16 protein-coding genes and 1 pseudogene are annotated in these 22791 nt (G+C 59.0%); 9 read left to right on the forward strand and 8 right to left on the reverse strand.

Annotation, left to right across the window (positions count from 1 at the left end):
- The first annotated feature begins 188 nt into the window (after positions 1-188).
- Positions 189-677: a hypothetical protein gene (locus ACWRN3_RS05585; RefSeq protein WP_420716215.1), complete on the forward strand. Its 489-nt coding sequence runs from the start codon at positions 189-191 to the stop codon at positions 675-677.
- Between the two features lie 56 nt (positions 678-733).
- Here the strand turns inward: ACWRN3_RS05585 and ACWRN3_RS05590 are convergent, their stop codons facing one another.
- Complete coding sequence (locus ACWRN3_RS05590) at positions 734-4816, reverse strand: FtsK/SpoIIIE domain-containing protein (RefSeq protein WP_476740072.1); 4083 nt, start codon at positions 4814-4816, stop codon at positions 734-736.
- Between the two features lie 337 nt (positions 4817-5153).
- Between ACWRN3_RS05590 and glf the strand changes: the two genes are divergently transcribed.
- From glf to ACWRN3_RS05610, 4 genes are read left to right on the forward strand one after another with little or no spacing between them, the layout of a single operon-like run.
- A complete protein-coding gene (glf, locus tag ACWRN3_RS05595) occupies positions 5154-6341 on the forward strand; it encodes a UDP-galactopyranose mutase (RefSeq protein ID WP_476740073.1) in 1188 nt (395 codons plus the stop codon).
- Positions 6338-8362 (forward strand): glycosyltransferase, encoded by a 2025-nt coding sequence (locus ACWRN3_RS05600; protein WP_476740074.1) that lies wholly within the window; start codon positions 6338-6340, stop codon positions 8360-8362. The genes glf and ACWRN3_RS05600 overlap by 4 nt, the downstream gene beginning before the upstream one ends.
- A complete protein-coding gene (locus ACWRN3_RS05605) occupies positions 8359-9240 on the forward strand; it encodes an ABC transporter permease (RefSeq protein WP_476740075.1) in 882 nt (293 codons plus the stop codon). Before ACWRN3_RS05600 ends, ACWRN3_RS05605 begins: the two co-directional genes overlap by 4 nt.
- Position 9241: 1 nt before the next feature.
- Entirely contained in the window at positions 9242-9967 is a 726-nt protein-coding gene (locus ACWRN3_RS05610) for an ABC transporter ATP-binding protein (protein WP_476740076.1), read from the forward strand.
- 774 nt (positions 9968-10741) lie between these two features.
- Here ACWRN3_RS05610 and ACWRN3_RS05615 read toward each other — a convergent pair.
- From ACWRN3_RS05615 to ACWRN3_RS05635, 5 genes and pseudogenes are all read right to left on the reverse strand, one after another.
- On the reverse strand, positions 10742-11971 hold the full coding sequence (locus ACWRN3_RS05615; protein WP_476740077.1) for a lipopolysaccharide biosynthesis protein: 1230 nt from the start codon (positions 11969-11971) through the stop codon (positions 10742-10744).
- A 180-nt stretch (positions 11972-12151) separates the two neighbouring features.
- On the reverse strand, positions 12152-14113 hold the full coding sequence (locus ACWRN3_RS05620) for a DUF6541 family protein (RefSeq protein ID WP_476740078.1): 1962 nt from the start codon (positions 14111-14113) through the stop codon (positions 12152-12154).
- A 208-nt stretch (positions 14114-14321) separates the two neighbouring features.
- Positions 14322-15485, reverse strand: coding sequence for a glycosyltransferase family 4 protein (locus ACWRN3_RS05625; RefSeq protein WP_476740079.1), 1164 nt, complete (start codon positions 15483-15485; stop codon positions 14322-14324).
- 33 nt (positions 15486-15518) lie between these two features.
- Entirely contained in the window at positions 15519-15914 is a 396-nt protein-coding gene (locus ACWRN3_RS05630) for a DUF2304 domain-containing protein (RefSeq protein ID WP_476740080.1), read from the reverse strand.
- A pseudogene (locus ACWRN3_RS05635) lies at positions 15911-16650 on the reverse strand (glycosyltransferase family 2 protein). The gene ACWRN3_RS05630 and the pseudogene ACWRN3_RS05635 overlap by 4 nt, the downstream one beginning before the upstream one ends.
- A 254-nt stretch (positions 16651-16904) precedes the next feature.
- Here ACWRN3_RS05635 and ACWRN3_RS05640 point away from each other — a divergent pair.
- From ACWRN3_RS05640 to ACWRN3_RS05655, 4 genes are all read left to right on the forward strand, one after another.
- Positions 16905-17132 carry a hypothetical protein gene (locus tag ACWRN3_RS05640; protein WP_476740081.1) on the forward strand — a complete coding sequence of 76 codons (228 nt, stop codon included), beginning with the start codon at positions 16905-16907 and terminating at the stop codon, positions 17130-17132.
- Between the two features lie 534 nt (positions 17133-17666).
- Positions 17667-18578 carry a glycosyltransferase gene (locus tag ACWRN3_RS05645; protein WP_476740082.1) on the forward strand — a complete coding sequence of 304 codons (912 nt, stop codon included), beginning with the start codon at positions 17667-17669 and terminating at the stop codon, positions 18576-18578.
- Between the two features lie 146 nt (positions 18579-18724).
- Positions 18725-19642 carry a glycosyltransferase gene (locus ACWRN3_RS05650; protein WP_476740083.1) on the forward strand — a complete coding sequence of 306 codons (918 nt, stop codon included), beginning with the start codon at positions 18725-18727 and terminating at the stop codon, positions 19640-19642.
- A gap of 98 nt (positions 19643-19740) precedes the next feature.
- Complete coding sequence (locus tag ACWRN3_RS05655) at positions 19741-20796, forward strand: glycosyltransferase (RefSeq protein WP_476740084.1); 1056 nt, start codon at positions 19741-19743, stop codon at positions 20794-20796.
- Here the strand turns inward: ACWRN3_RS05655 and ACWRN3_RS05660 are convergent.
- The gene (locus ACWRN3_RS05660) at positions 20780-21811 is read right to left on the reverse strand and encodes a glycosyltransferase family protein (RefSeq protein WP_476740085.1); all 1032 of its coding nucleotides are present in this window, start codon (positions 21809-21811) and stop codon (positions 20780-20782) included. The genes ACWRN3_RS05655 and ACWRN3_RS05660 overlap by 17 nt on opposite strands.
- Complete coding sequence (galE, locus tag ACWRN3_RS05665; protein WP_476740086.1) at positions 21811-22791, reverse strand: UDP-glucose 4-epimerase GalE; 981 nt, start codon at positions 22789-22791, stop codon at positions 21811-21813. Before galE ends, ACWRN3_RS05660 begins: the two co-directional genes overlap by 1 nt.

Here is a 22791-nt window from a genome sequence, read left to right on the forward strand (position 1 = left end):
TTATTCACTAGTGGCTACAAAGGAAAAGGGCCCTCTGGGCCCCCTTGGTCATCTGCATCAAGCCTGTCATGTTAACGCTGTGTAAACAAGGGGTAATAACGCCTGATATCCCACGAAACCTGAGCGATGCATCACAGTGGCTGCTCCGGCCCTCACCAGTGTCCGACTATGTCCGGTAGGGTGCCAGTGTGTCAAGACCCCCGGTAGACCCAGCAGGTACCCCATCCTCTTCCGACGAACCCGTCGGCGTCCCCGACGGCGGGACGAACGGGCGGCGGGACCCGGTGCCCGCGGCCGCGAAAGTCGTCGCCATCGTTGCGGCTGCCGAGGCCACTGCCCTCCTGGCGGCGGCCGGCTGGTATGCCTACGAGCTGCTCAGTGGCAGCCCGGTCCTGTCCTTCTGGGGTGCCGTCTTCACTTTGGGACTCCTGTTGGCTTTTTCGGCGTGGCTGTACGCGGTGGCAGTCTTCCTCTACCGGGGCTACCGGTGGACCAGGGCGGCAGCGCTGGTCGCCCAGCTATTCGTCCTCACCATCGGGGTGCCCACGATGACGAGCGGCCTCGTCCTGGCCGGCTTGGCGATGCTCGTCCCCGCCGTCACCGCCATCGTTCTCCTCTTTACCAACCCGGTTGTCAGCCATGCCTCCCGCACAGGGAGTGCACCCCCTGCCCTCTGAGCTGGATCGTCCCGAATATGTGGCTGACGGTGTGCACGTCCTGGCCCGCGGGCCGGTCACCCATCTGCTCCAGCCCACGCCACCTGGAGGGGGACGGCCCGGCCGCCGGTGATGAGGGCAGCACGTCCCGGCGGGGGATTGGACTCGACGTCGAACCGTATCCCGAAAAGGTCGCCGTCAGCGATCGAACGCGGGCCGAGCAGTAGCCCGGCGCCGGATGACCGGGCATTGATGAGGAGCGGGACACGATGGAGAAGTGCAGGACTGTAACCAGCGGTTACCACCAGGGAATGGCCCAGGGCATGTAGTTCGCCCACATCCCTCAGTGCCGAAGGTGCGAGCTGGTCGACGTCGTCAACCAGCAGCAGTGCCTCCCGCGGCAAACAACCACTCCCCGCCTGCAGGAGCATGTCCGCCCAAAAGTCGTCCGCGGCCTGGGATGGCCCTTGATGTGCGCACCACAGTTGGCCGGGGTTGAGTGCCTCCAATGCGCGCAGGGTATTGCTCTTGCCGCTTCCGGGGTTGCCAAGCACCGCAACTACCCCGCTGGCCGGAATGCGGAAGGACGCTGCGGCCAGCTCATCCCCGGCGACTCCGAGGAAGACATCCCGTTGCCCCGTGGGGATCATGGGGCGCTCCGGCGGCCGGCCGCCGGCGGCTGGTTCCCGGCCTGGCTGGGCTTCGGCTGAGGGACCCTGTCGGAGTGCCGGTGCCGCCATTGCTGCCACCTCCGTCACCGTGATCTGCTCGGGGAGGGGTTCCAGCCGGAATGGCCGCAGCGAGGCAACCGGATATCCTGCGCCGCCTTTGCCCAGTGAATTCGGGGCCGGGCTCCGGTAGAACTGGCAGACAGCCGGACTGCCGTTTGAAACCGGGCCGAAGGCAACAGCCCTCCCTTCAACTGCAGGTACCGAGGGCATTCGTGGCCACATGGCGCGGCTCTCCTCGGTGGAACCGGCCGGAAAATAGAAACGGTTGGGAAGGGCACCGAAGAACCTGGCAGTGACAAGCTCCCGTTCCCCGGAGAGCAGCAGCGTTATCCCTGCCAGGGCGCCGTCACGGACCAGGTCATGGACCAGGTCCTCAGCCCATGCCAGCGGTCCCGCACGGAAAGCCGACACCCAGGATCCCCAGCCGGAGACGACGACGACAAGAGGCACCTCCCCGGAGGTTGGGTGGCTCCGCCGCTGACCCAGCTCCCGGACAAGCCGCTCCAGAATCCGAACTCCACGCCGCAGGTCATCCAGTCCGGCCAGTGCACCCACCCGGCCTGCACTGGCCAGCGGGAGGAAACCTCCCGTGGCGTCCAGCACGTAAAAGTGGGCTTCACTGCCGCAGGTCATCAATGTGTGGACGGCCAGTTCCAAGGCCGCCCCGGCACCGGACGCAGGGCTGCCGATAAATGCTGCGTGGCGGTGGCGGAGAGGACTCCACGCCAGGGCTTCCACCCGTTGCTGTTCGGGCACGTCCATGAGGCCGAGGCGGACCTCACCCATCGGGTCGACGGGTTCCAGCGGCCGGGAAGCGGGGGCGGCAGAGCAGGGGGACTGGCCTCCGGGGACGGGTTCTTCCAGATCCTCCGGCAGTGGAGGGGCGACGGGCCTCCTCGGGACCTGCTTCTCCTGCTGGGTGCAGAGGTTCCGCACCATGGCTGCCAAGGGTTCCACCGCCTCCGCAGGAGTTGGCACAGAGGCTGGCGCCTTGCCGGGCCGGGTAACCTGGCCCGCGAGAAAATCAATCGTCCGGTGGACAGTGACGGGACATGATTCACCGCCCGTCGCCGCCACGGCCAGTGACGCACCCTGGAACTCCTCGGCGGCCTCCGTCCCGCGGGCCAGGAACGCCCGGCCAGGTGCGTCCACACTGATGGCCGCAGCGCTCCTGCAATTGACCACATCCACCGACTCCATGTCGGATTGCACACGAAGGGCGATGCTGGACGTGACGTTCGCGCGGATGTCCGCTGTCAGCGCTCCCTGCGGCCTCTGCGTTGCCATGATCAGGTGAATGCCCAAGGAACGCCCGATGGACGCTATCCGCAGCAACTCACGGAGCACCTCCGGCGCATCCTCAACCAGCATCCTGAACTCGTCGATGACAATAACAAGGTGGGGGAGGACAAAGTCCTCCGCCGCCTTGGTGGAGCGGTACGCGGAAAGGTCCGGTACCCGGGCCGCAGCAAGGCATTGCTCCCGGAGCTGCAGTTCGGCGCGGAGCGAGGTCAGTGTCCGTTCCATTTCGGAGCTGGAAAGGTCGGTCTGCAGTCCCACACAGTGGACGAGGTCACTCAGTGGACCAAGCCCCGAGCCGCCCTTGAAATCGATCAGGAAGAAGTTGACCCGCTCGGGCGGATAGCTGAGGGCGAGAGCGAGCGTGAGGCTGCGGAGCAGTTCCGATTTCCCGGAGCCTGTAGTGCCCGCCACCAGCAGGTGGGGCCCGTCGTGCTGCAGATCCAGGGTTTTGGTTCCTGCCGCAGTGAGGCCCAGGGGTACGGCCAGTCCGTCCTTTTGCCCGCTGGATCCCCAGCGGGCGGCGGTGGCTGCAGACGTCAACGGCAGGACATCGCCGAGGCTGCAGGTGGCGGGAACGGTTCCCCCTTGTACCGTGCCTTGCCGCGTGGCGCCTGCCATGCGCCGGCAGAAACCAGTGAAGACATCCTCCGGCACCAGATCGGGAACAAAAATGGTCTCGCAAAGCTCCTCGAACAGGACAGACCTGCGCTCGGAAAGAAAGACGTCAGGTGTGGGCCATTCCCCCTCTTCAGGCCGGAAGTGAAGCACCTGCCATCCGTGTCGAATCGCTGCGTCCCGTATTGAGTCATCAGCTGCCCCTTCAGAGCTTTCCCCCCGAATCAGCAGTACGGCGCGCTCGCAGCCGTGCGGGTGACCGCTGGTCACGACACCGAGGGCGGCGTGTGGTGTTGCAGTGAGAGTCACCCTGGGCAGATACCGGGCGGCGAGTGGCAGGCTTCCTGGCTTTCCATAAACCAGGACGTGGGTTCTGCCTGCGCGCGGATACCCTCCCAGTTGCATAAGTATGGACCGGATGGCGCCGTCAGTGGCGGACCGGGGACCGCCAATGGTGGTGAGTCCGCGGCCCGGGTCCAGGACCAGGGGCACCGCCCCTGCCGGTGGAACCGCTGGACCGGCGCCTGCCGGTTCAATCCGGACGTTGGCCGCCTGCGCTGCCTGGCCCAGCCGCAACCAGACGCCTCCGCCGGAGCCGGGACCGGACGTCTCCTTGCCCCGTGGTGCTGCCAACGCGACGAGGGACAGGGACGGTGCGCTCCGCCGTCGTCGTTCCCTGTCTTCCTCAACCGCGGCCTGCAGGGCGGCTGACAGGTCCCGTCTCTGCCGCCGTCCGCTGACAGCAGGAACAAGGACGGCGAACGCGGAAGCTGCGGAGAAGGCAAGGAACATCCACATCCCTGTGAATACGGCCAGCAGCACCCCCGCTGCCAGTGGGAGAACCGCGGTGAGAACGAGTGCTGCCCGGTTTCCAGCGTCAACGCGCGCGGGTACGACAATGGGCTCCGTCACGGACTGGCCGGCGTCGGCAAGCGCTCGGCCAGGTGGGTCTGCAAAGACCAGGGACAGGTTCGATTGCCCACATCTGATGCTGGAATCCGTGGAGATGACCTTGGTCCGGATCCTTTCACCGTCAACATAGGTGCCGTTGGCACTGTCCAGGTCAATCAACAGGATGTCGGTGTCCGTGACCACAACCCGCGCATGTTCACGCGACAACTCCGGGTCCGGGATGACTATCCGCGTTCCGCTTCGGCCAATGCTGTAACTGCCGCGCCGCAACGGAACAACCGTCCCCGCGGCGGCGCCGCTGTCGATGGCAAGAGACAGGGGAGCCGCGGCTTCAGGGGACGGGCGGCGCCGCGGGCGCCGGCTTGACGGGATGGGGCCGCCGTCGACAAGGATCGCGGCCTCTACAAGCGGCGGTACTCCGAAGGCCACGCAAGCCAGGTCCTCCCCATCTACCGTGACGGCGCCCGTACGGAACTTCCGGACCAGCTGCTCGTGGATCATGTCGCCTGGCGTGCCGGTCGGGGCGCTGATGGATAGTTCCACGGGCAGCTGCTCCGGTGATGATCCCGGGCTGCCAACCAGTGTGAAGTTGAGTGTCATCGCCTGGGATCCTTGGTGCATGTACCCACACGCTAGCCACGGCACGCGGCGCCCGGCAGGCGTTTCACGGCCTATGTGGATAAACGTGTGGTTTCCGGGCTCCCCGGAAGGTGGCAGCCCGGTTAGGATCACTACACCCTGGGCCTTGCTCGTCCCCGAGTCCGGCAACCGGGGACGCGTATCTGAGGCGCGAGAGTGCTGCGCCCCGCCTGATGGGGGCTTGTGCGCCGGCTCACAGCGGGCACGCTGATTCGACGGGCCCTCCAGTCCCTCGGGTAGGGTAGAGCAGCAGACAATGCGCACCCTTGCGCTGCCCGCATTCGAACCAGGAGATTTTGTGACTGCTGACCTCGTTATCGTAGGGTCCGGCTTTTTCGGCTTGACAATCGCAGAACAGGCCGCCAATGAGCTCGGCCTGAAGGTCGTCGTCATCGACCGCCGCCACCACATTGGCGGCAACGCGTACAGCGAAAAGGAAGAACAGACCGGGATCGAGATCCACCGGTATGGAGCCCACCTTTTCCACACCTCCAACGAACGCGTGTGGGAGTACGTCAACAGGTTCACCACCTTCACCGACTACGTGCACAAGGTCTACGGTGTCCACAAGGGCGAGGTCTATTCGCTGCCCATCAACCTGGCCACCATCAACCAGTTCTTCCGGGCCAACCTCACACCCGGGCAGGCAAGGGACCTCATCCAGGAGCAGGCCGGCGAGCTGGCGGGAACGGACCCCCAGAACCTGAACGACAAGGGCATCCAGCTGATTGGCCGCCCGCTGTACGAGGCGTTCATCAAGCACTACACGGGAAAGCAGTGGCAGACGGATCCCAAGGACCTGCCAGCGGGCATCATCTCCCGGCTGCCTGTGCGCTACAACTACGACAACCGTTACTTCAACGACAAGTATGAGGGCCTGCCTACCAACGGCTACACCGCGTGGATCGAAAAGATGGCAGAGCACCCCAACATCGAGGTGCGGCTCAACACCGACTTCTTCGACGAGTCCCACGAGTACAGCAAGAATAAAGTGGTGGGCAACGTGCCCGTTGTTTACACTGGCCCGGTTGACCGCTACTTCGATTACGCCGAGGGTGACTTGTCCTGGCGCACCATTGACTTCGAGGAAGAAGTCCTTGAGGTGGGCGACTTCCAGGGCACCTCGGTAGTGAACTACAACGACGACGACGTCCCCTACACCCGCATCATCGAACCCCGCCACTTCCACCCCGAGCGCGACTACCAGAGCGAGAAGACTGTCATCATGCGCGAGTTCTCGCGCTTTGCGGAAAAGGGCGACGAGCCCTACTACCCGGTCAACACATCCGCTGACAGGGAGCGTTTGCTCAAGTACCGCGACCTCGCCAACGCGGAGAAGGACGTCCTGTTTGGCGGCCGCCTCGGCACCTACAAGTACCTGGACATGCACATGGCCATCGGGTCCGCGCTGAGCATGTTCGACAACAAGATCAGGCCGCACTTCGAAAGCGGCGTAAAGCTGGAAAGCGGGGGAGTTGACGCATGAGCGTCCCTACCGACAACAAGACCAAATATTCCCTGAAGACGGATTCAGTGCAAAGCCCGCAAGGATGGCAGACACTCCAGCGCGTGATTCTGCCCAGCGCCAGCCAGATGGATACCGTACCCCTGTACATGGACATGGGGACGGCCACCGGCGTTCAGTTGCCCACGGCAGGGGACCGGGACGGGAAAGCAACCAAAGCCCGGACCATCAGCAGCCCCACCAAGGAAGCGCACGTGGAAGACTTCCTTTCACGACATTCAACGTCTGTGCGCTCGGGTGAAAGGGTGTCCTTCGGCACCTACTTCAATGCCTTCCCGGCCAGCTACTGGCGGCGGTGGACCACCGTGGACAAAGTCCAGCTGCAGGTTCGGACCCAAGGGGCAGGTTCGGTCATCGTGTACAAATCGAATGCGCGTGGCTCACTGCAACGGGTGGACACCCGCCGGGTTGAAGGTACGGCGGAAAGCACATTCGAACTTTCGCTCGCGCCCTTTGGCGATGGCGGATGGTACTGGTTTGACCTGCTGGCCGGCACGGAACCGTTGATTATGCTGGACGCCGAATGGCAGGGGCCCGCGGTCGAAACCGCGCCTGGGTCCGTCACGCTCCAGATCACCACCCTGAACAAGACTGACTTCTGCCTGAACAATCTCCGGCTCCTCGCGGAAAGTGAAGAGGCCCTGGCGCACGTTCAGGAGATCCTGATTGTTGACCAAGGTACGCAGAAACTTGCTGATGCGGAGGGCTTCGACGAAGTTAAGCGATCCCTGAACGGCAAGCTGCGCATCATCAACCAGTCCAATCTGGGGGGCTCGGGTGGTTTCGCCCGCGGCATGTTCGAGGCTGTTGAAAACGGCAGCGACTACGCCCTGCTGATGGACGACGACGTCGTGGTTGAACCGGAGAGCATCATCCGCCTGCTGACGTTCGCGGATCGGTGCAAGACCCCGACTCTCGTCGGCGGCCACATGTTCGACCTTTACAACCGCACAGTCCTGCACACCTTCGGTGAAGTCGTTAACCCGTACCGGTTCCAACCGTCTCTGCCCAGTGAGGACATGATCCTGGGCCACGACTTCCTGTCGTCCAACCTGCGTCAAACCCCGTGGCTGCACCGGCGTTGCGATGTTGACTACAACGGGTGGTGGATGTGCCTCATCCCCACCCAGGTGATCCGTGAGATCGGGCTCTCGCTCCCGCTGTTCATTAAGTGGGACGATTCCGAGTACGGGCTGCGGGCCAAGGCGGCCGGCTACCCGACCGTGTCGTTGCCCGGCTCAGCTGTGTGGCATGTTTCCTGGATCGACAAAGACGACCTTGTGGGCTGGCAGGCCTACTTCCACGCCCGGAACAGGGTGGTCGCCGCGCTCCTCCACAGCCCCTACGAGTTCGGCGGCAGGGTCATCAAGGAGTCGCAATACGCCGACGTGAAGCACCTGGTTTCGATGCAGTACGCCACTGCGAAGGGCCGGCAGTGGGCTTTGGAGGATGTGCTGGAGGGCCCGGACGCCCTGCCGGGGCTGCTGTCAGCCAAGCTGCCGCAGATTCGCGAGATGATGTCTGCTCATTCCGACGCAGTCTTCCGGCCCGATCCTGATGACTTCCCGGCGCCCAAGATGGACAAGCCTCCGCGCCGGGGGCACGGACCGTCACAGCCGCGGAAATTGACCCTTCTGCCTTGGGCGGCCAAGACTGTCGTTCGACAACTGGCGAGCCCAGTCAAGGGCACCAGCGCGGAACGACCCCAGACGACGGTTGCGCACCAGGACAACCGCTGGTGGCGGATGGCCCAATACGACAGTGCTGTGGTGTCCAATGCCGAGGGCACAGGCGCTTCCTGGTACCGGCGTGATCCCAAGCAGCTGAGGAAAATGCTGGCCGAAAGCGCCAGGCTCCACTCGGCTCTGCTGAAGGACTGGCCAACTCTCAGCAAGAAGTACAAAGCCGCAGTCTCGGACCTGACTTCCATGGAGGCCTGGAGGAAGACGTTCGAGCAACACACGCAGAACGAGATCAAGTGAGTGCAACCGCATCCGATGAGCTAACCACTCCAGGGTTGGGAGGTGGGCTGCGGGACATCAGGCAGTCCGGCTTTCTGCTCAAGCTGTTGGTCCGGAAAGAACTCAAGGTGCGTTACCGGGGCTCTGTCCTTGGCCTTCTCTGGTCTTACGTGAAGCCGGGAGTGCAGTTCATCGTCTTTTATGTGGCCCTGGGGGTCTTCCTCGGCCTTGAGCGAAGTGCACGGAATCCGGACGGTCTTTCGAATTATGCTGTCTACCTGTTCTCCGGCATTGTCCTGATCAACTTTTTCACTGAGGCGCTGGGCAACGCTGCGAGGTCGATAGTGAATAACGGCAACCTCATCAAAAAGATCTATCTTCCGCGCGAGCTCTTCCCCGTGGCCTCCGTGTGGGTTTCTGCGGTGCACTTCTTCCCGCAACTGGTAGTGCTGGTTATTGGGTGTGTCCTGGCCGGATGGCACCCCAACCTCATTCAACTGCTGGCCGCGGGCGGGGGTTTCGTCATCGTGGCCCTGCTAGCAACCGGACTCGGTTTGCTGTTCGGGGCGGCCAACGTCTACTTCCGCGATTCCGAGAACCTGGTGGATATGCTCCTCATGGTCGCCACTTGGGCTTCTCCGGTGATGTATGCGTGGTCCATGGTGCAGGAAAAGCTTGGCGGAGGGTGGTTCGCCGTCTACCAGGCCAACCCCATCACGATCGGCGTGGAGCTTTTTCATTACGCCTTCTGGTTCCCTACAACGGACGGATCGGCCGCCATGCCACCGAATCTCTTCAGCCTTTGGCTGTTTGTTGGCTTGGGCGTGGCCGCAGCCATCCTCATCCTGGGCCAATTCACCTTCCGGCGCCTTGAGGGCCGTTTCGCGCAGGAGCTTTAAAATGGTTAAGGCAATTGAGGTTTCTGATATCAGCAAGCAGTTCGTGCTGCGCCACACGCGGTCCATCAAAGAGGCTGTCGTCTGGCTCGTGAAGGGGCGCAAGGGAGATCTGTCCGAGAAGTTCCACGCCTTGAAGAACGTTTCTGTTGACATTGAGGCGGGGGAAACCGTGGCGCTCCTGGGCCTAAACGGTTCAGGCAAATCCACTCTGCTCAAACATATTTCCGGAGTCATGCTCCCGGACACCGGATCGGTAAAGACGAGGGGCCGGGTTGCCGGACTCATCGAAGTAGGCGCCGGCTTCCACCCCGATCTCTCTGGGCGGGACAACGTCTTCCTCAACGGCGCCATTTTGGGAATGACCGAGCAGCAGATCAAGGAGAGATTCGACGACATTGTCGAGTTTTCAGAGATTGGTCAGTTCATAGACACCGAGGTCAAGTTCTACTCCTCGGGGATGTACCTGCGGTTGGCTTTTTCCGTCGCAGTGCATACAGACCCGGAAGTCTTCCTGATCGATGAGATCCTCGCAGTTGGCGACGAGCCTTTCCAGCGTAAATGCATCGATAAGATCCAGGACTTGGCGCGGGACGGCAAAACCCTGGTGGTGGTCAGTCACGACCTGGACCTTGTCTCGAGGATCTGCAAGCGGGGCATCTTGCTTGAACACGGTAACGTGAAATTCGACGGGTCCATTGATGACGCAGTGGGGATCCTTCGCTCCTGAGACTCCTGGCGACTGCAACGACAGTCTGAGGTACAAGCTGCATCTCCGTTGTTCCGGGACACCAGTCCGCAGGGCTGGTTGCTGATCTCGGGGGTACTCCAACGCTGCTTCAGGCGTTCTCATACCAGCCACTCTTGCTGCTGCGGGCAACCGCAATATTCCCTGACCGTTGCCTCAGCAGGGTCCATCCCCTGACTCATCAGCTAATCGTAGTGAAGTCGCGCAGCCTTCTTTGGTGGGGCTCCTCGCGGCTTTCTTGGTCGATTCAGGTCCGTCAATTGCAGCTCCTGAAAGCTCGCTATTGCAGCGACACCAAGCCCACAAATGGCTTGCTTTGCGATTAAAAGGACGATTGAAAAGCTCACGTGGAGGAGGCGGCAGTTCAACAGGACAAACTTCCTGCGGAACCGACGTCGGCCCGGTCCCATAGGGATCGCAACCAGCAGCACCGCCTAAGAGGCACGGAAGGCCTTTGCTGGCTATCTGGGCGGAGCGGTGCGAGGGGAGGGATCCACGTGCCCAGAGGAGAACAGTCGCGGCTGGCGCTATAACCGGCTCCCCACCTTGGCTACTGGGGCAAGGCTCGCAAGGTGAATACTGAGCCCGGCAGCATCAACCTGCAACGCTACACAGCCAGTTTATATGCCGGTTGGTCGGGTGGAGGCTGTCCTCCATGAGATTGGAGGACAAGTAGTGAGTCGACCGAGGATGTTCTCCAGAATCTGACTATCGCGCCGGTAGAGCACGACGCACGAACGGCCCCGCCCAAGTACGTCACTGTGTCTCAGGTACCTTCAAGAACGACCTGATCACGCTGAATTGGTAGATGGTCACCACCAGTTCAGAGGCAGCCACTGCCCAAGCCACGCCGGTGACATTCGTTGTCAGGGCCGTGACGACGATTAGGGGAGCCCCGGCAAGCGCACCAAGAACCGTAGATTTTGCAAGCGCCGCCCCACGTCCAATGATAACGAGACAGGCCAGACCCAGAATTTGTGACAGGGCAACGGAGAAAAACGACAACGCGACTGGCAGGCTGAGAGATGTCGAGATTTCTAGCTTATGGCCAGAAAGCATTGCAGAAACGACAGGAGAGAGCCCAAATATTGCAGCGCTGCCCAAGGTTCCCAGTAAAGCTCCCGCTTGAATGGCTCTCTTGATCCTGTGACGGAGGCCTTCTTCCCCGCCTTCAGGGACCCAGCCTTGGACAAACTGAAGCACCGGCGAGAAGGCTGTCACGCTATACCTAAATATTCGATCAATCATCGCGTAGAGATCAAGCTGGAGAGGTAGCCAGGCGCTGACAACCATGAGTGGGAGGTTTACGTAAAGGCTTCCCGTAGCAGCAGTAATGACGCCATGCCGTTGATGTGAAAGCCGCTTAAACGACTCTTTGAGACCCATATTGAATTGGAATTGGCCTTTGCCTTTACTTAGGACAACAGCGGCGCTGACGATCACCCCGATCAAGGTGAAAAACATTTGGAAGAATACCAGTGCTTCTATTTGCCTTGTCCAAGAAAGCGCGGCAATACCGGCAATTGTTCCAAGCAGTTGAGGTGCTGCATCCAAAAAAAACAGCCGTTTGGGCTTTGACTCTCCTATGAAATACCAGGCGGCGCCGACGGATGGCAATAAGTAGGCGACTGTGCCAAGCACGACGAGGGCTACGTAACCTGGTTGCAGTAGAGCCATTAGGACCGCCATGGTAGGCGCACCGAGGACAAACAAATATATTCTGCTGACCAACGAATCAGCGAAGAGTTGGAAGCGACCCGATGGTGGTGTGGCAGCCACCATAGATGGTCCTGTCGTTCCCCAGCCGAACCCAATCAAAACGGCAAAGAGCGAGGCCACCGACTGGCATAAGACCTGCACCGCCCAAGCCTCCGTGCCAGCAACACGGATAACGATGGGAATCGCAAGAATTCCAACAAGAGTACTCGCCCCGACTGTTGCCGCGAAGGACGTTAGTCGCTGTAGTACTGAATAAGCGGAGGTCATTACAGAGTTCCTTAGGTCAAACGCGTGGACGCCGATTTATTTTGCGTGATGGCATTCGTCTGCACAAAGAGCGTTGAATTCCAGATGCCCTAAGCAGTCATCTTCCGCAGTTGGAGGCCGTCGCGAAGGGATCCCTATCCACCAAGAGTGTGGACGTCGAAGTACTAACAATCGGAGGCGTCAGTCACAGCCGGTCAGCTTGTACAGCTTTGCATCCCCCTGCTGGTCTATAAGGGTGCCGACTCCTGTGCCAGCGAGGTTGTCAAGTCCACGGAAACCATGGTCACCGCCGTGGACTTCCTTATGACCAAAATCCAATGCGTAATCAGCACGGAGTTCGTGCAAGACAGAGCAGATCCTGGGATCCGACTTCGCGTTATTCAAATGCTCGTAGATGATTTCTCCGCCCTGAGGTACGGCACTGAGAATGTGCAGTTGAAGGGTCTTTCGCCCAGCCAAAGCGTAGGCGAGCGGGCTGCCGTTCCACGGGTTTGCAACGAGGATGGCATCAGGTGGCACATCGTCATCCAACCTGCCAATGAGAGCTAATTCATCAGAGGAAAGCAACGGGGACCCGTTGGTCGTCCGGTACCCCGGGGCTGCTTCGGACTGAGACTGCCGAACGTTGGCTTGCTGAGTGCTCCAGACCAGCCCGACCAGGAGCACAGCAACGTATGCGGCACTCACATGGGGGGTCCTACCCGATAAACCGTCAACAAGACCCTGCCGGCCAACCGTTACAGAACGAAGTTTCGGGAAGATATGCCGCCTTGCGAGATCCAAGAGCTGCATACTGCCCAGGACCGCCACAGGTAAGATACCCACCGGAAGAAGCGCGGCCAGCCTGGGCGGATCGTTGTACCAAACGCCCGTGATGAAGGTACGGAGGTCGCCGAATGGCATAGAACTCACAACAACGTATAGGAATCCTACAACCAGGTACATTCCGATGACCCAAAGCTTGTTGCGTTCCTTTATAAGAACGTAAATCCCCACCACAGCCAAAAAAGTTATGGCCCAGGAGACAGGACGTCCCATGGCAGAGCTCGTGATGACCTCACCGATAGCGCGCCCGGTCGTTTGGATCGGCGGCCAAAAGGCTGCGGCCTCGGCAGGACGCACGAGATCCCATGCGATGTAAAGCAGTCCGACGGCGAGAACCAGCCCAAGGACATATAGACCGAGATGTTGCCAGCTGCTCTGCCATGAACCCAGGTATGTCCTGACCCTTTCCCACCAAAGCCCTAAAACAATTGGGACTAAAATTACCATCAGGGCCATGACGCAGCTCGTGTGTGCTAACGCTAAGCCGGGCAGAACAGCGAGCAAGAGCAGGGCACCGACAAGCTTGGAGAAGTCGCGCGTCTCGGACCTTCCGAACAGTTGCAGGCAAATGCCTAGGACAATCGGAAGCAAACTAATGCCCAGTGCCAGAGGATAGAGGACTCCGAAGTCCATCATCATGATAGGAAATACGCCGAATGCAGCCGACAGGACGCCTGCAATCAGACTGGCTAGTACCTGCCGTCCAAAAATTTGTTGAACGAGAAAAATGCATCCCACCGGCCAGATTATGGCTCCAACAACTAGATTTACAACGTTTACACCCGCCGTGATGGGCGCCGAGGTCAGCCCAACCAGAAGAGAAACCACGTCGTGCCAGGCAGCTGGGTAGAAGCCCGATCCACCTGTCATACCGGCAATGCTCAAAGACGAAGCGGAACCCGTGTCGAGGATGTACCGGATCGCGTTCAAGTGGAAAACATTATCGAACGTTTGTGAGAAAGCCTCAGGCTGCCCAAAGACGCCTAGAAGCCGACGGCCGATTAAGACCGTTCCTATCATGACAGCGAGCAGTTCAGCAACTAGCAAACTCCAATTGGAACGCAATCTGTTCTTTGGGGACCCTTGCGCGCGAAACCCCCTCGACACGAGAAATCCCACCACGGACACGAAGACGGAAACTAAGAGCACCGGCAGCAGGGACCACGTGAGCCCCAGAAGCGGAGCCGCTATCCCGGCCACGGCCAGCACACTTACTGTAAGGGCCGGAGCGACGGCCACGAGGCTGAAACCCCTGAGTCCGCTCGCCCAGGCGATGAGGACCCCGGGGATGAAGAGGATCCCGACTGCAGCAATCATCAGGGGGAGTGTGGACCACCAGGACACAATAAACCTTCCAAAAGTTGAACATGGGGTGCCCGGCGCTTCTCCGGACCCTATATTCCGTTGGCCAACCCCCTCGGATCCTACTCAAGCACTTCGTGAAGCATGCTCCTGCGCGAGTAGGAGTCTACGGGGCGTAATAGACGCACTCTGACACGAGCGCTACTGGTATCCGTCCCGTTACTCAAACCCTTGGAGGAGCAGCATTTCTCCGTATGGGATGCGGTCCTGCGCTGGCTTGCACCTCTTCGGCGATGTTAACGAATTCCTGTGCCCTGCTCTTCCAGTCGAAGGTCTCGATAAGACCCTCGAGGGGTTCATCCCAGCCCTTCATAAGCAGGTCCTGAACCTCCGCAGACCAGGCCTCAGTTTCGCGGCTCCGCACGATCCTTACCTCAGCGCCTTCCTCCGCCAGATATCTCGCGGCCGCCACGGGCGTACTGACCACCGCGGCTCCGGAAGCAATCGCTTCCAACAGCGTTGTCTGGAATCCCTCAGACAACAGCGTCGGGTTGAGCAGGATACCGTTCGCAAGGACGTCGTTGATGTCAGGCGCTGACAAGTAGCCATGATAGACGGCATTCTCAGCGAGGGGCGAGCTCGCCAAAGACGTGAGCAGCTTCTGACGCTCAATGCCGTCTCCGATGAAGTGGACTTCAATGTCCGGGAAGTACTTTTGAAGATACTCCCCAACCTTGAGTGTCAGTTCCCATCCCTTACCGGGGACGATTCTCCCCAGGAAGAGCAGTCGCTGCCTGAGCATGTTTACTGGCCGGGCCCTAAAGAACTTCGTGTCTATAGCGTTGTGGAACACGACACTTGGGACTCCGGCGAGGCGTTGAACAAATTCCTGTGCACCTCTCGATATGGCGAGTACCCCAGTCGCATGTTGGAGGATGTAGCGTCCCATCGTCCTGTCGACCAGTCGGCTGACAACACCTACAAACGGCGATACACCCTTGACGTGATCCGAGCCATGCTCCGTGTGTACCACCGGGACACCGAGTGCCTTGCCTAACCCAAGTCCGACGAAAGACATAGGAAAAAATCTAGTGTGCACGGATATTAAGGTCACCCCCTGGTCCCTAAGCAGTCTGTAAAGACGCCGTTTTGTTCCAGGAAAAGGTGCTGAAAACACACCGGCAACGGTCCGGCTCCCGCGGAGTCTGTGCACCGTCACAGGGCCGTGCTCAACACCGATATGGGAGTTATCCAGAGCGATTACAGTCACTCTGTGACCTAATTCGGCTAAGTGATGAGCTAATTGATAGACATGCTGCTCTAAACCGCCGATTTTTGGCGGATAATTGTTGACAACGAAAGCAATGTGCTGCTGGCGGTAAGTCACGGACGCTATAAACCTATTCTTCCGTTGGTCGTGTTAGACCTGCGAGTTGTTCCTGCCTTCGACAAGAAGGCGGCCCAGTTCGTTAATATCAGCCTGCATTTTTTCCGTTGTCGCTCTAAGGATCGCCGCTTCTTCAGCCAATGTCCGTGTTTCGTCCTCAACGGTGGACAATTCCCAAGACAAGTGCAAGGTGACTCCGACGAGCAGAACCAGAGCCATTGAGAAGATCAGATTGGCCGGCACGACGACGCCAAATTGTTGGCTTGTCCAAACCAGTATTTGAGGGAAACCGGTCAAGACAATGGTCAGTATTCCCAGGAAAAGCCACAATACAGCGTATTTCTCACGCAGTTTTCGTTGGCGGACCAGCCCTATCACTAATCCAACGGTGAGGACCGCGACGCAGAATGTTATAACGCTGCCAATCATCGAGCACCAGCTCCTTCCACGGTCAGGCCAGAGCGTTTTCGAGTGAGGGCCAAGAACAGCGCAAGAATGGACCGGGCAAGATAGATGCTGGACTTGAAGGGGTTGTGGCTCGGGGTGCCGCCCTGACGGACTCGCATCTCAACTGGTACTTGAATCACTTTGCAGCCGGAACGTGCGGCTACAACAAGGGAATCGATGGTGTCGCCCAAATACTCAGCCGGGTAGTGGTCGAGATATTGGGCGATGGCCTTTGCGTTGGCAGCGCGGAAGCCGCTGGTCACGTCGGTTAGCTTCGTTCTGGCAACGCGCGAGACGACTGCTGCCAGGAACTGCATAGACCATTTCCGTGGTCCAGACACTTGATAGCTGCCGCGTTCTGCAAACCTTGCACCAATGCAAATGTCGGCGTGCGCCAGGCCGTCCAGAACATGCTGGATGTCTCGGGGATCGTGTTGGCCGTCTGCGTCGACCTGTACAACTTGCGTGTAGTGGTGACGCTCGGCGTATCTGAAACCTGCCCGCATGGCCCCCCGACGCCCAGATTGAAGGGCAGAATCAACACTTGCGCCCCACAGTCACTAGCTACCTGGGCTGTTCGGTCTGTTGACCCATCGCTCACGACAAGTACGTCGCATTGCGGTGCATGCTCCTGGACTTCGTGAATCGTTGAACCAATGATCGCCTCTTCATTCCACGCGGGAATGATAACAAGGGTGTGGGCTTCTTGTGCTGACATCACCCCCCATGGTACCAACAAGGGTCCAAGTCGGACTTACGCCGAGTCACTCCTGGCCGGTGTGCAGTAGCTCCTGTTGTACTGCCCAGGGACGTTGGTTGGGTGAATGTGGTGACTCGCTGGAGCCGTTGAGCCATGGGAGAGGGCATCCGGTTGCACAGGGGAGTTGCTTGGACAACCGCTGAGGCGACCAGAAGGTCCTCATGCCCCGCTAGCGACCTTTGACTTCGCGCCAGCGTTCCCGGGTCGCGCGTTTGGCCATTGACGAGGGGTGGCCGGTTTCCCGGGCTGCCGAGCAGTTCGGCAACGTCCCGGACGGTAGTGGCTGGTGCTATGTGGGCCGGCAGCGGGGCAAGTTCGCCCTCCGCGGCGTCACCGTCGGGCGCGTCCTCTCCGACAACGGCTCGGCCCACAAATCGAACCTCTGGCGGGGACACCTGCCGCAGCTGAAGGTCAAGAAAACCCGATCTTACCGCCCGTGAACAAATGGCAAGAGCGAACGATTCCACCGAATCCTCGCCGCCGGATGGACATTCAAACGCTTCTACGCCTCCCAATCAGCCTTCAGAAACGCCCCTCCGGCATGGCTGCACTACACCGATGGGTAGGGGCCCCGCCCTGTTCTCGGAGGGCCAACCACCCATCAGCGGTTCGACCCACCTGCCTGGACGGTACAGCTGGGTCCCATGGAAACGAGCGTGGTGCGACAGTGAAGGGTGAGACTTGGAAAGTGACTGGGAGCGAGTGGCAGAGCCGGCTTGCCCTTAGGGCGCTGGATAGCCCTGGACGGCTTGCCCTTAGGGCGCTGGATAGCCCTGGACGGCTTGCCCTTAGGGCGCTGGATAGCCCTGGACAAGGATGGCTTTTTGGTTATCGCGATGCGCCGCAGGGTAAACCCGGGGCCCGACGACACTTGACGGCCTGCTGGCTTCCATGCGCTGTAGGGCCAAAATCCGGTTCGAACCGGACACTCGGCTATGATGGGGGCACAACACCCTTGTAGGTCAGGAAGAATATTGCCGGTAGCCGCAGTCGTCGTTTCATTCAATCGTCTCGAATATCTGAAAAAGTGTCTACTCGCTCTCACCCGCCAGACACGCAAACTGGATGAGATTATTGTCGTAGAAAATGGATCGACGGACGGAAGTGCCGAATTCATAAGGGCGAATTACCCTCAGGTAACACTGCGCGAGACCGGGAAAAATTTGGGTGGCGCCGGCGGTTTTGCGCTGGGTGTAGATATCGCCATTGCTAACGGCCATGACGCAGCTTGGCTTATGGACGATGATGCCGAACCTCACGACGACGCCGTGGAGCACCTCTGCCGCACGATGGAAACTGCCGAGGACAGGCCAGCTTTCGTTACTTCTTTGGTAGTGAACGAAGAAGGTGTAGCGAGCCGCGACCATACCCTGGATATCTCCAACGACACGCGGGCCCAACTCCAGGCGACGAACCTCGATGCTATTGCAGTGTCGAGTGCCAGTTTTGTGGGAGTCCTCATCGACCTTCACCTGGCTGCCCGTGAGCCATTGCCATATAGCGACTTCTTCATCTGGCTGGACGATGTGGAGTACACGCGACGCCTTGCCAGCAAGTCTTGGGGTCTTTGTGTCCCACTTAGTAAGATCAAGCATCCCGAGAAGAATAATCGAGTCGACCTTGGTGGGCGTCTCTTTTATCTGCTCCGCAACTCCATCTGGCTAAGCAAGCTCAATGCGAACCGGGCGACCATTCTTGATACCCCCATGGCCGTTGTAGTGGCGATGATGGTGCTCTCGCTTAGACAGTTAAAGGTGACCGCGAATAGAAGACAATGGCTGAGATGTTCGGTGGCAGGTCTTTATCAGGGATTGGTTTCCAACCCAACGGTTAACATGCCTGGAAGCTTGGCCAGCGTAGTTGCCGGAAGCAAAAGGTCGCAGTAAATCGCTGTTTTGTCCCCGTGTCGTCTTGGGTATTACCCACCTGCGGAGATACATGCAGTGAGCTGCTTGGCATCTGAGCACCCCGTGTAAATGTAAAGGCAGGCGGCGACAAGTGTCAGCTATATTTGAAAAAGGGATTGAGTAACTTGGAATACAAAGATGAGACCTCAGTCCCGAGGCCTGTTTTTGCTATTGTGGCCGCTTTCAATCCGGATGAGGCATTTCTAAGCCGGGTGGAGCTTCTTCAATCCCACGTTGACAAAGTAATTGTGGTTAACGACGGTTCGGACGAGATACATGCCGCAACATTCAGTGCAGCTTCGGAGGCGGGGTCCTTGGTTTTGCACAACTCGAAGAATTCAGGTATTGCTGCCGCACTAAACACCGGGGTGCGCCGCGCTCGGGAGCTGAATAGCCAGTTTTTCGCTTTGACGATGGATCAGGATTCTTCTCTTGACGTCGACTACGTCCAACGGGCGGCGGCGACATATGAGGCTGCTCACTTGAGCAACGTGAATGTCGGGTTGGTTTCCGCTGAATCTTTTAACGGTGTCCCGGCACTGACGACCAGATCCACCGTCGAGGGCTTTCGGGTTCCATTTGATCCGTGGCAGTCAGGGATGCTGATCCCCTCGGAGGTATTCGATGCAGGTGCGTGGTTTAACGAGGGATATTTCATCGACAATGTTGATTCGGAGTTCTCCCTGCACGTCAAAGCTCTTGGTTACGTGCCGATTACTGGTAACGGCTGCAACCTTATCCACAATTTAGGGGAGAAAAAGGTTGGGATGTTCTTCGGCCGTAGTTTTGAGTACACGTATCATTCGCCGAAGCGCATCTACTATATTACACGGAATAGCATTCTTCTGGCCAGGGATTTCGGCGTAAAGTTTCCTAAATGGTTTGTTCGAAAAACGTTGCATGACGTCTTGAATCAGTCCGTTCGCTTCGTTTTTGCTGACAATAAAAAGGTCGTTGCCAAGATGATTCGTCTTGGCCTCAAGGACGGTTTAGCAAGGCGGACGGGTGGATTTGAGGACCGCCATCCGGTTTTGATGAACTAGTAAAAGCCGGGCCCTAAGTAGCGTACTGAAATCCTCGCGACCATGTCGGCATCAGCAGGGCCAGAATCCGCACGGATGACCAAATGTTAGGACTGACTATGTCAAAAGAGCGGCGCTCAGACGCCCATGTCGAGCCTTCCACTGTGGGCAAGGAACCCTTCGGCGTGGTTGCCATGGCTGCATACCGCCCCAATGACGACCTCTTTGGCCGGCAGATTGAGTCCATAAGACTGCAGACGCACGAGAACTTTCTCTGCCTCATATCGGCTGATGGAGATCCGGAGGAACTTCAGTCGAAGCTTTCACGTATCGTCGGCAGCGACCCCCGGTTCAAGTTACTGGGCTTTGAAGAAAGGCTAGGTTTCTACGGAAACTTTGAACGGGTACTGAAAAATGTCCCGGCGGAGGCAGAGTGGGTCGCGTTAAGCGACCAGGACGATTATTGGTATCCGAACAAGCTTGAACGTCTGGTCTCTGAACTTGGGCGCCATCCGTTGGTTGCAAGTCAATCGAGAGTCGTCGAGCATCCAAGTGGCGCCGTTGTCGCCCCCCGGACGAACCGCAAACTCGTGAGGCCGCAGAGCTTCTTCGTGGAAAATCAATATACGGGTGGAACCATGGTGTTCCGTCGGGACGTTCTTGACTTCGCCCTGCCTTTCCCGCGCTTTGATTCGCCTTCTGAAGTCCATGATCACTGGATAGCGGTCTGCGCGTCCGCCAAGGGCCGGTGCATGGTCATTGACGACGTTCTCCAGGATTATGTTCAACATGGAGAGAATGTTTTGGGCGAAGCCAAGCAGGGGTTCTCTCCTTGGCGAAGTTACACCAATCTGCTGACCATATCCGAAAAGCGCCGTGGATCGAAGTCGGTCGGCAACGTCTTTCAGACCATCTATGACGTCGGGGCCGGATGGCGCGAAGTCATGGCTGATCAGCTGTCGGAACGAGCTCCCCATCTGGAAGGCGACATTGCTGTTGCTGTCCAAATTTTTGGCTCGGGCAGGAAGCGGTGGCGCACTTATTGGACAGTAGGCAAGGGATGGCGAGCGGGCGAAATAACACTGCGGGCAGCGCTGGAATATGTGATTGGCGACGCCGCAGTCTATTGTGGAAAGCCAATTAGGGGGCGCGCGCGCACTAGGGGTTTACAGTAGCCCGCCAGACCGGTTCCCATGCTTCGAAGCTGTAGCCTGCATCCACGGCGTTTTTGCCCGCCGTCCCGATCGCCGAACGCTCCCGGGCAGATGCTGCCAGCAGGTCTCGAATCGCGACTTCCCAGTCGGATGAAGTCCGGGCCGCACCGCCACTTAGCTCGCCAAGGACCTTTTTGTTGGTACCGACTGGGCTCCCAACGACAGGTAGGCCCGCTGCGGCGTACTGGAGGAGTTTGTACGCGCATTTACCACGGGTAAATGGCGTATCTGGCAGCGGCATCAAGCCGATGTCTGCGTCCGCAAGCGATCCAGCGAAGGTTTCCGCATTCCACGCCACTCGTTCAATGATTCTTTCCAACGCTCCGAGACTCCGGTTGCCGCTCGATATTACTCGTAGACGTATGGGTACTTCACTGTGAATTCGCAAGAGTGGTTCAGCCAGCATCTCAAGAAATGGTTCGGTGGCAGGAGATCCCAGCCAAACCAGGGTTGGGACTTCCGAAAGCTCGTAGCTGGATTTTACTGTGTAGTCGGATGGATTGACGCAGCTCGGGATCATTACTACTTGCCGGCTGAATTTCGATGCCACTTCGGCCAGATAGTCGTTACCCGCAATCACCTTTGACGCAGCATCGACAGACCGGCGCCACACCTTACCTTTCGGGTACAAGCTGTATGGGAAGGGCGCGCCATTGTGGAAGATCGCGTCATCAAAATCGTATACAGAGTACTGCGCAGAGCGCAGAAGGCGACCCTCCAATCCACCGTTGCTCAGCGGTGAGGCTTCCCGGCTCATCAACAGTGTTTCTGTTGTCCCTTCATCCGCCAAACGGCGCAGGGAAATCTCAGCAGCCATCACCTGCGGGAGATGTCGCGATAAGGTGGTGAAGCTGTTGTCGGCCTTTCCAAGGTAGCTATAGTTCCGTGTCGCTTCGATACCGAGATAATCAAGCCAGTCGTATATGCGCACCCTGGCACTGCTGCCGTTCCGGCCATATGTTGCGACCGTAATCACTATGTGAGAGCACCCCGCTTGGCGACTTCGGCCAGCCATGCCGATTCCACAATGTCTTCGAGCGACCGACGAGCACTCCATCCCAATGCTGACTGGATTCTTGAGACATCGGCGATGAGCTTCGGAGGATCACCAGCTCTGCGTGGGGCGACTATCGGATTGATCTTCTGCCCGGAAACAGTGGCAAGAACCTCGATAACTTCCTTGACGGAGGCTCCTTGCCCCGTTCCCACGTTCAGTACCGTCTCCAGAGGTGAGCTACCGGCAGTTGAGTCTAAAGCAGCGAGGTGCGCGTCAGCCAAATCGGCGATGTGAACATAATCGCGGATGCACGTACCGTCAGGGGTTGGGTAGTCACTACCGTAGATGACCGGATCTTCCCCGCTAAGAACTTTGTTGATCACAATAGGGATCAAGTTGAGAGCGGCCGGGTCGGCCAGTTCGGGGGATTCAGCTCCAGCTACATTGAAATATCTCAGGTTGACCGGTCGGAGTCCCCAGGCAACTGCCGAGGCAGCGGTCATCCACTCGCCGACGAGCTTGCTTTCTCCGTAGGGGCTGATTGGGTGGGCGGGCGTTGACTCCGTGACTGTTTCGATGTCAGGCATGCCATAAGTGGCGGCGGAAGATGAGAACACGAAGCGTTTGACGCCGCATTCCTCCATTGCGGATAACAGGGTTACCATTCCGCCGACGTTTTCCCGGTAGTAGAGCAGCGGGTTGGCCACTGATTCGCCAACTTGCTTGAGAGCGGCTATGTGTATGACCGCTTCAACTTCCCGGTCGCGGAAGACCCGGACCAACTGTTCCTGGGCGTCAGGTTCGGTGAGGTCCATTACAATTAGAGGCACTGCACCGACCCGCTCGGCGCGCCCCGTTGCCAGGTTGTCCACCACAACGACTTCGTAGTTACGCTGTCTCAGCAGGCTCACTACGTGGGCGCCGATATAGCCGGCACCACCGGTTACCAAAATGCTCAT

Source organism: Pseudarthrobacter sp. rb, from assembly GCF_056389225.1.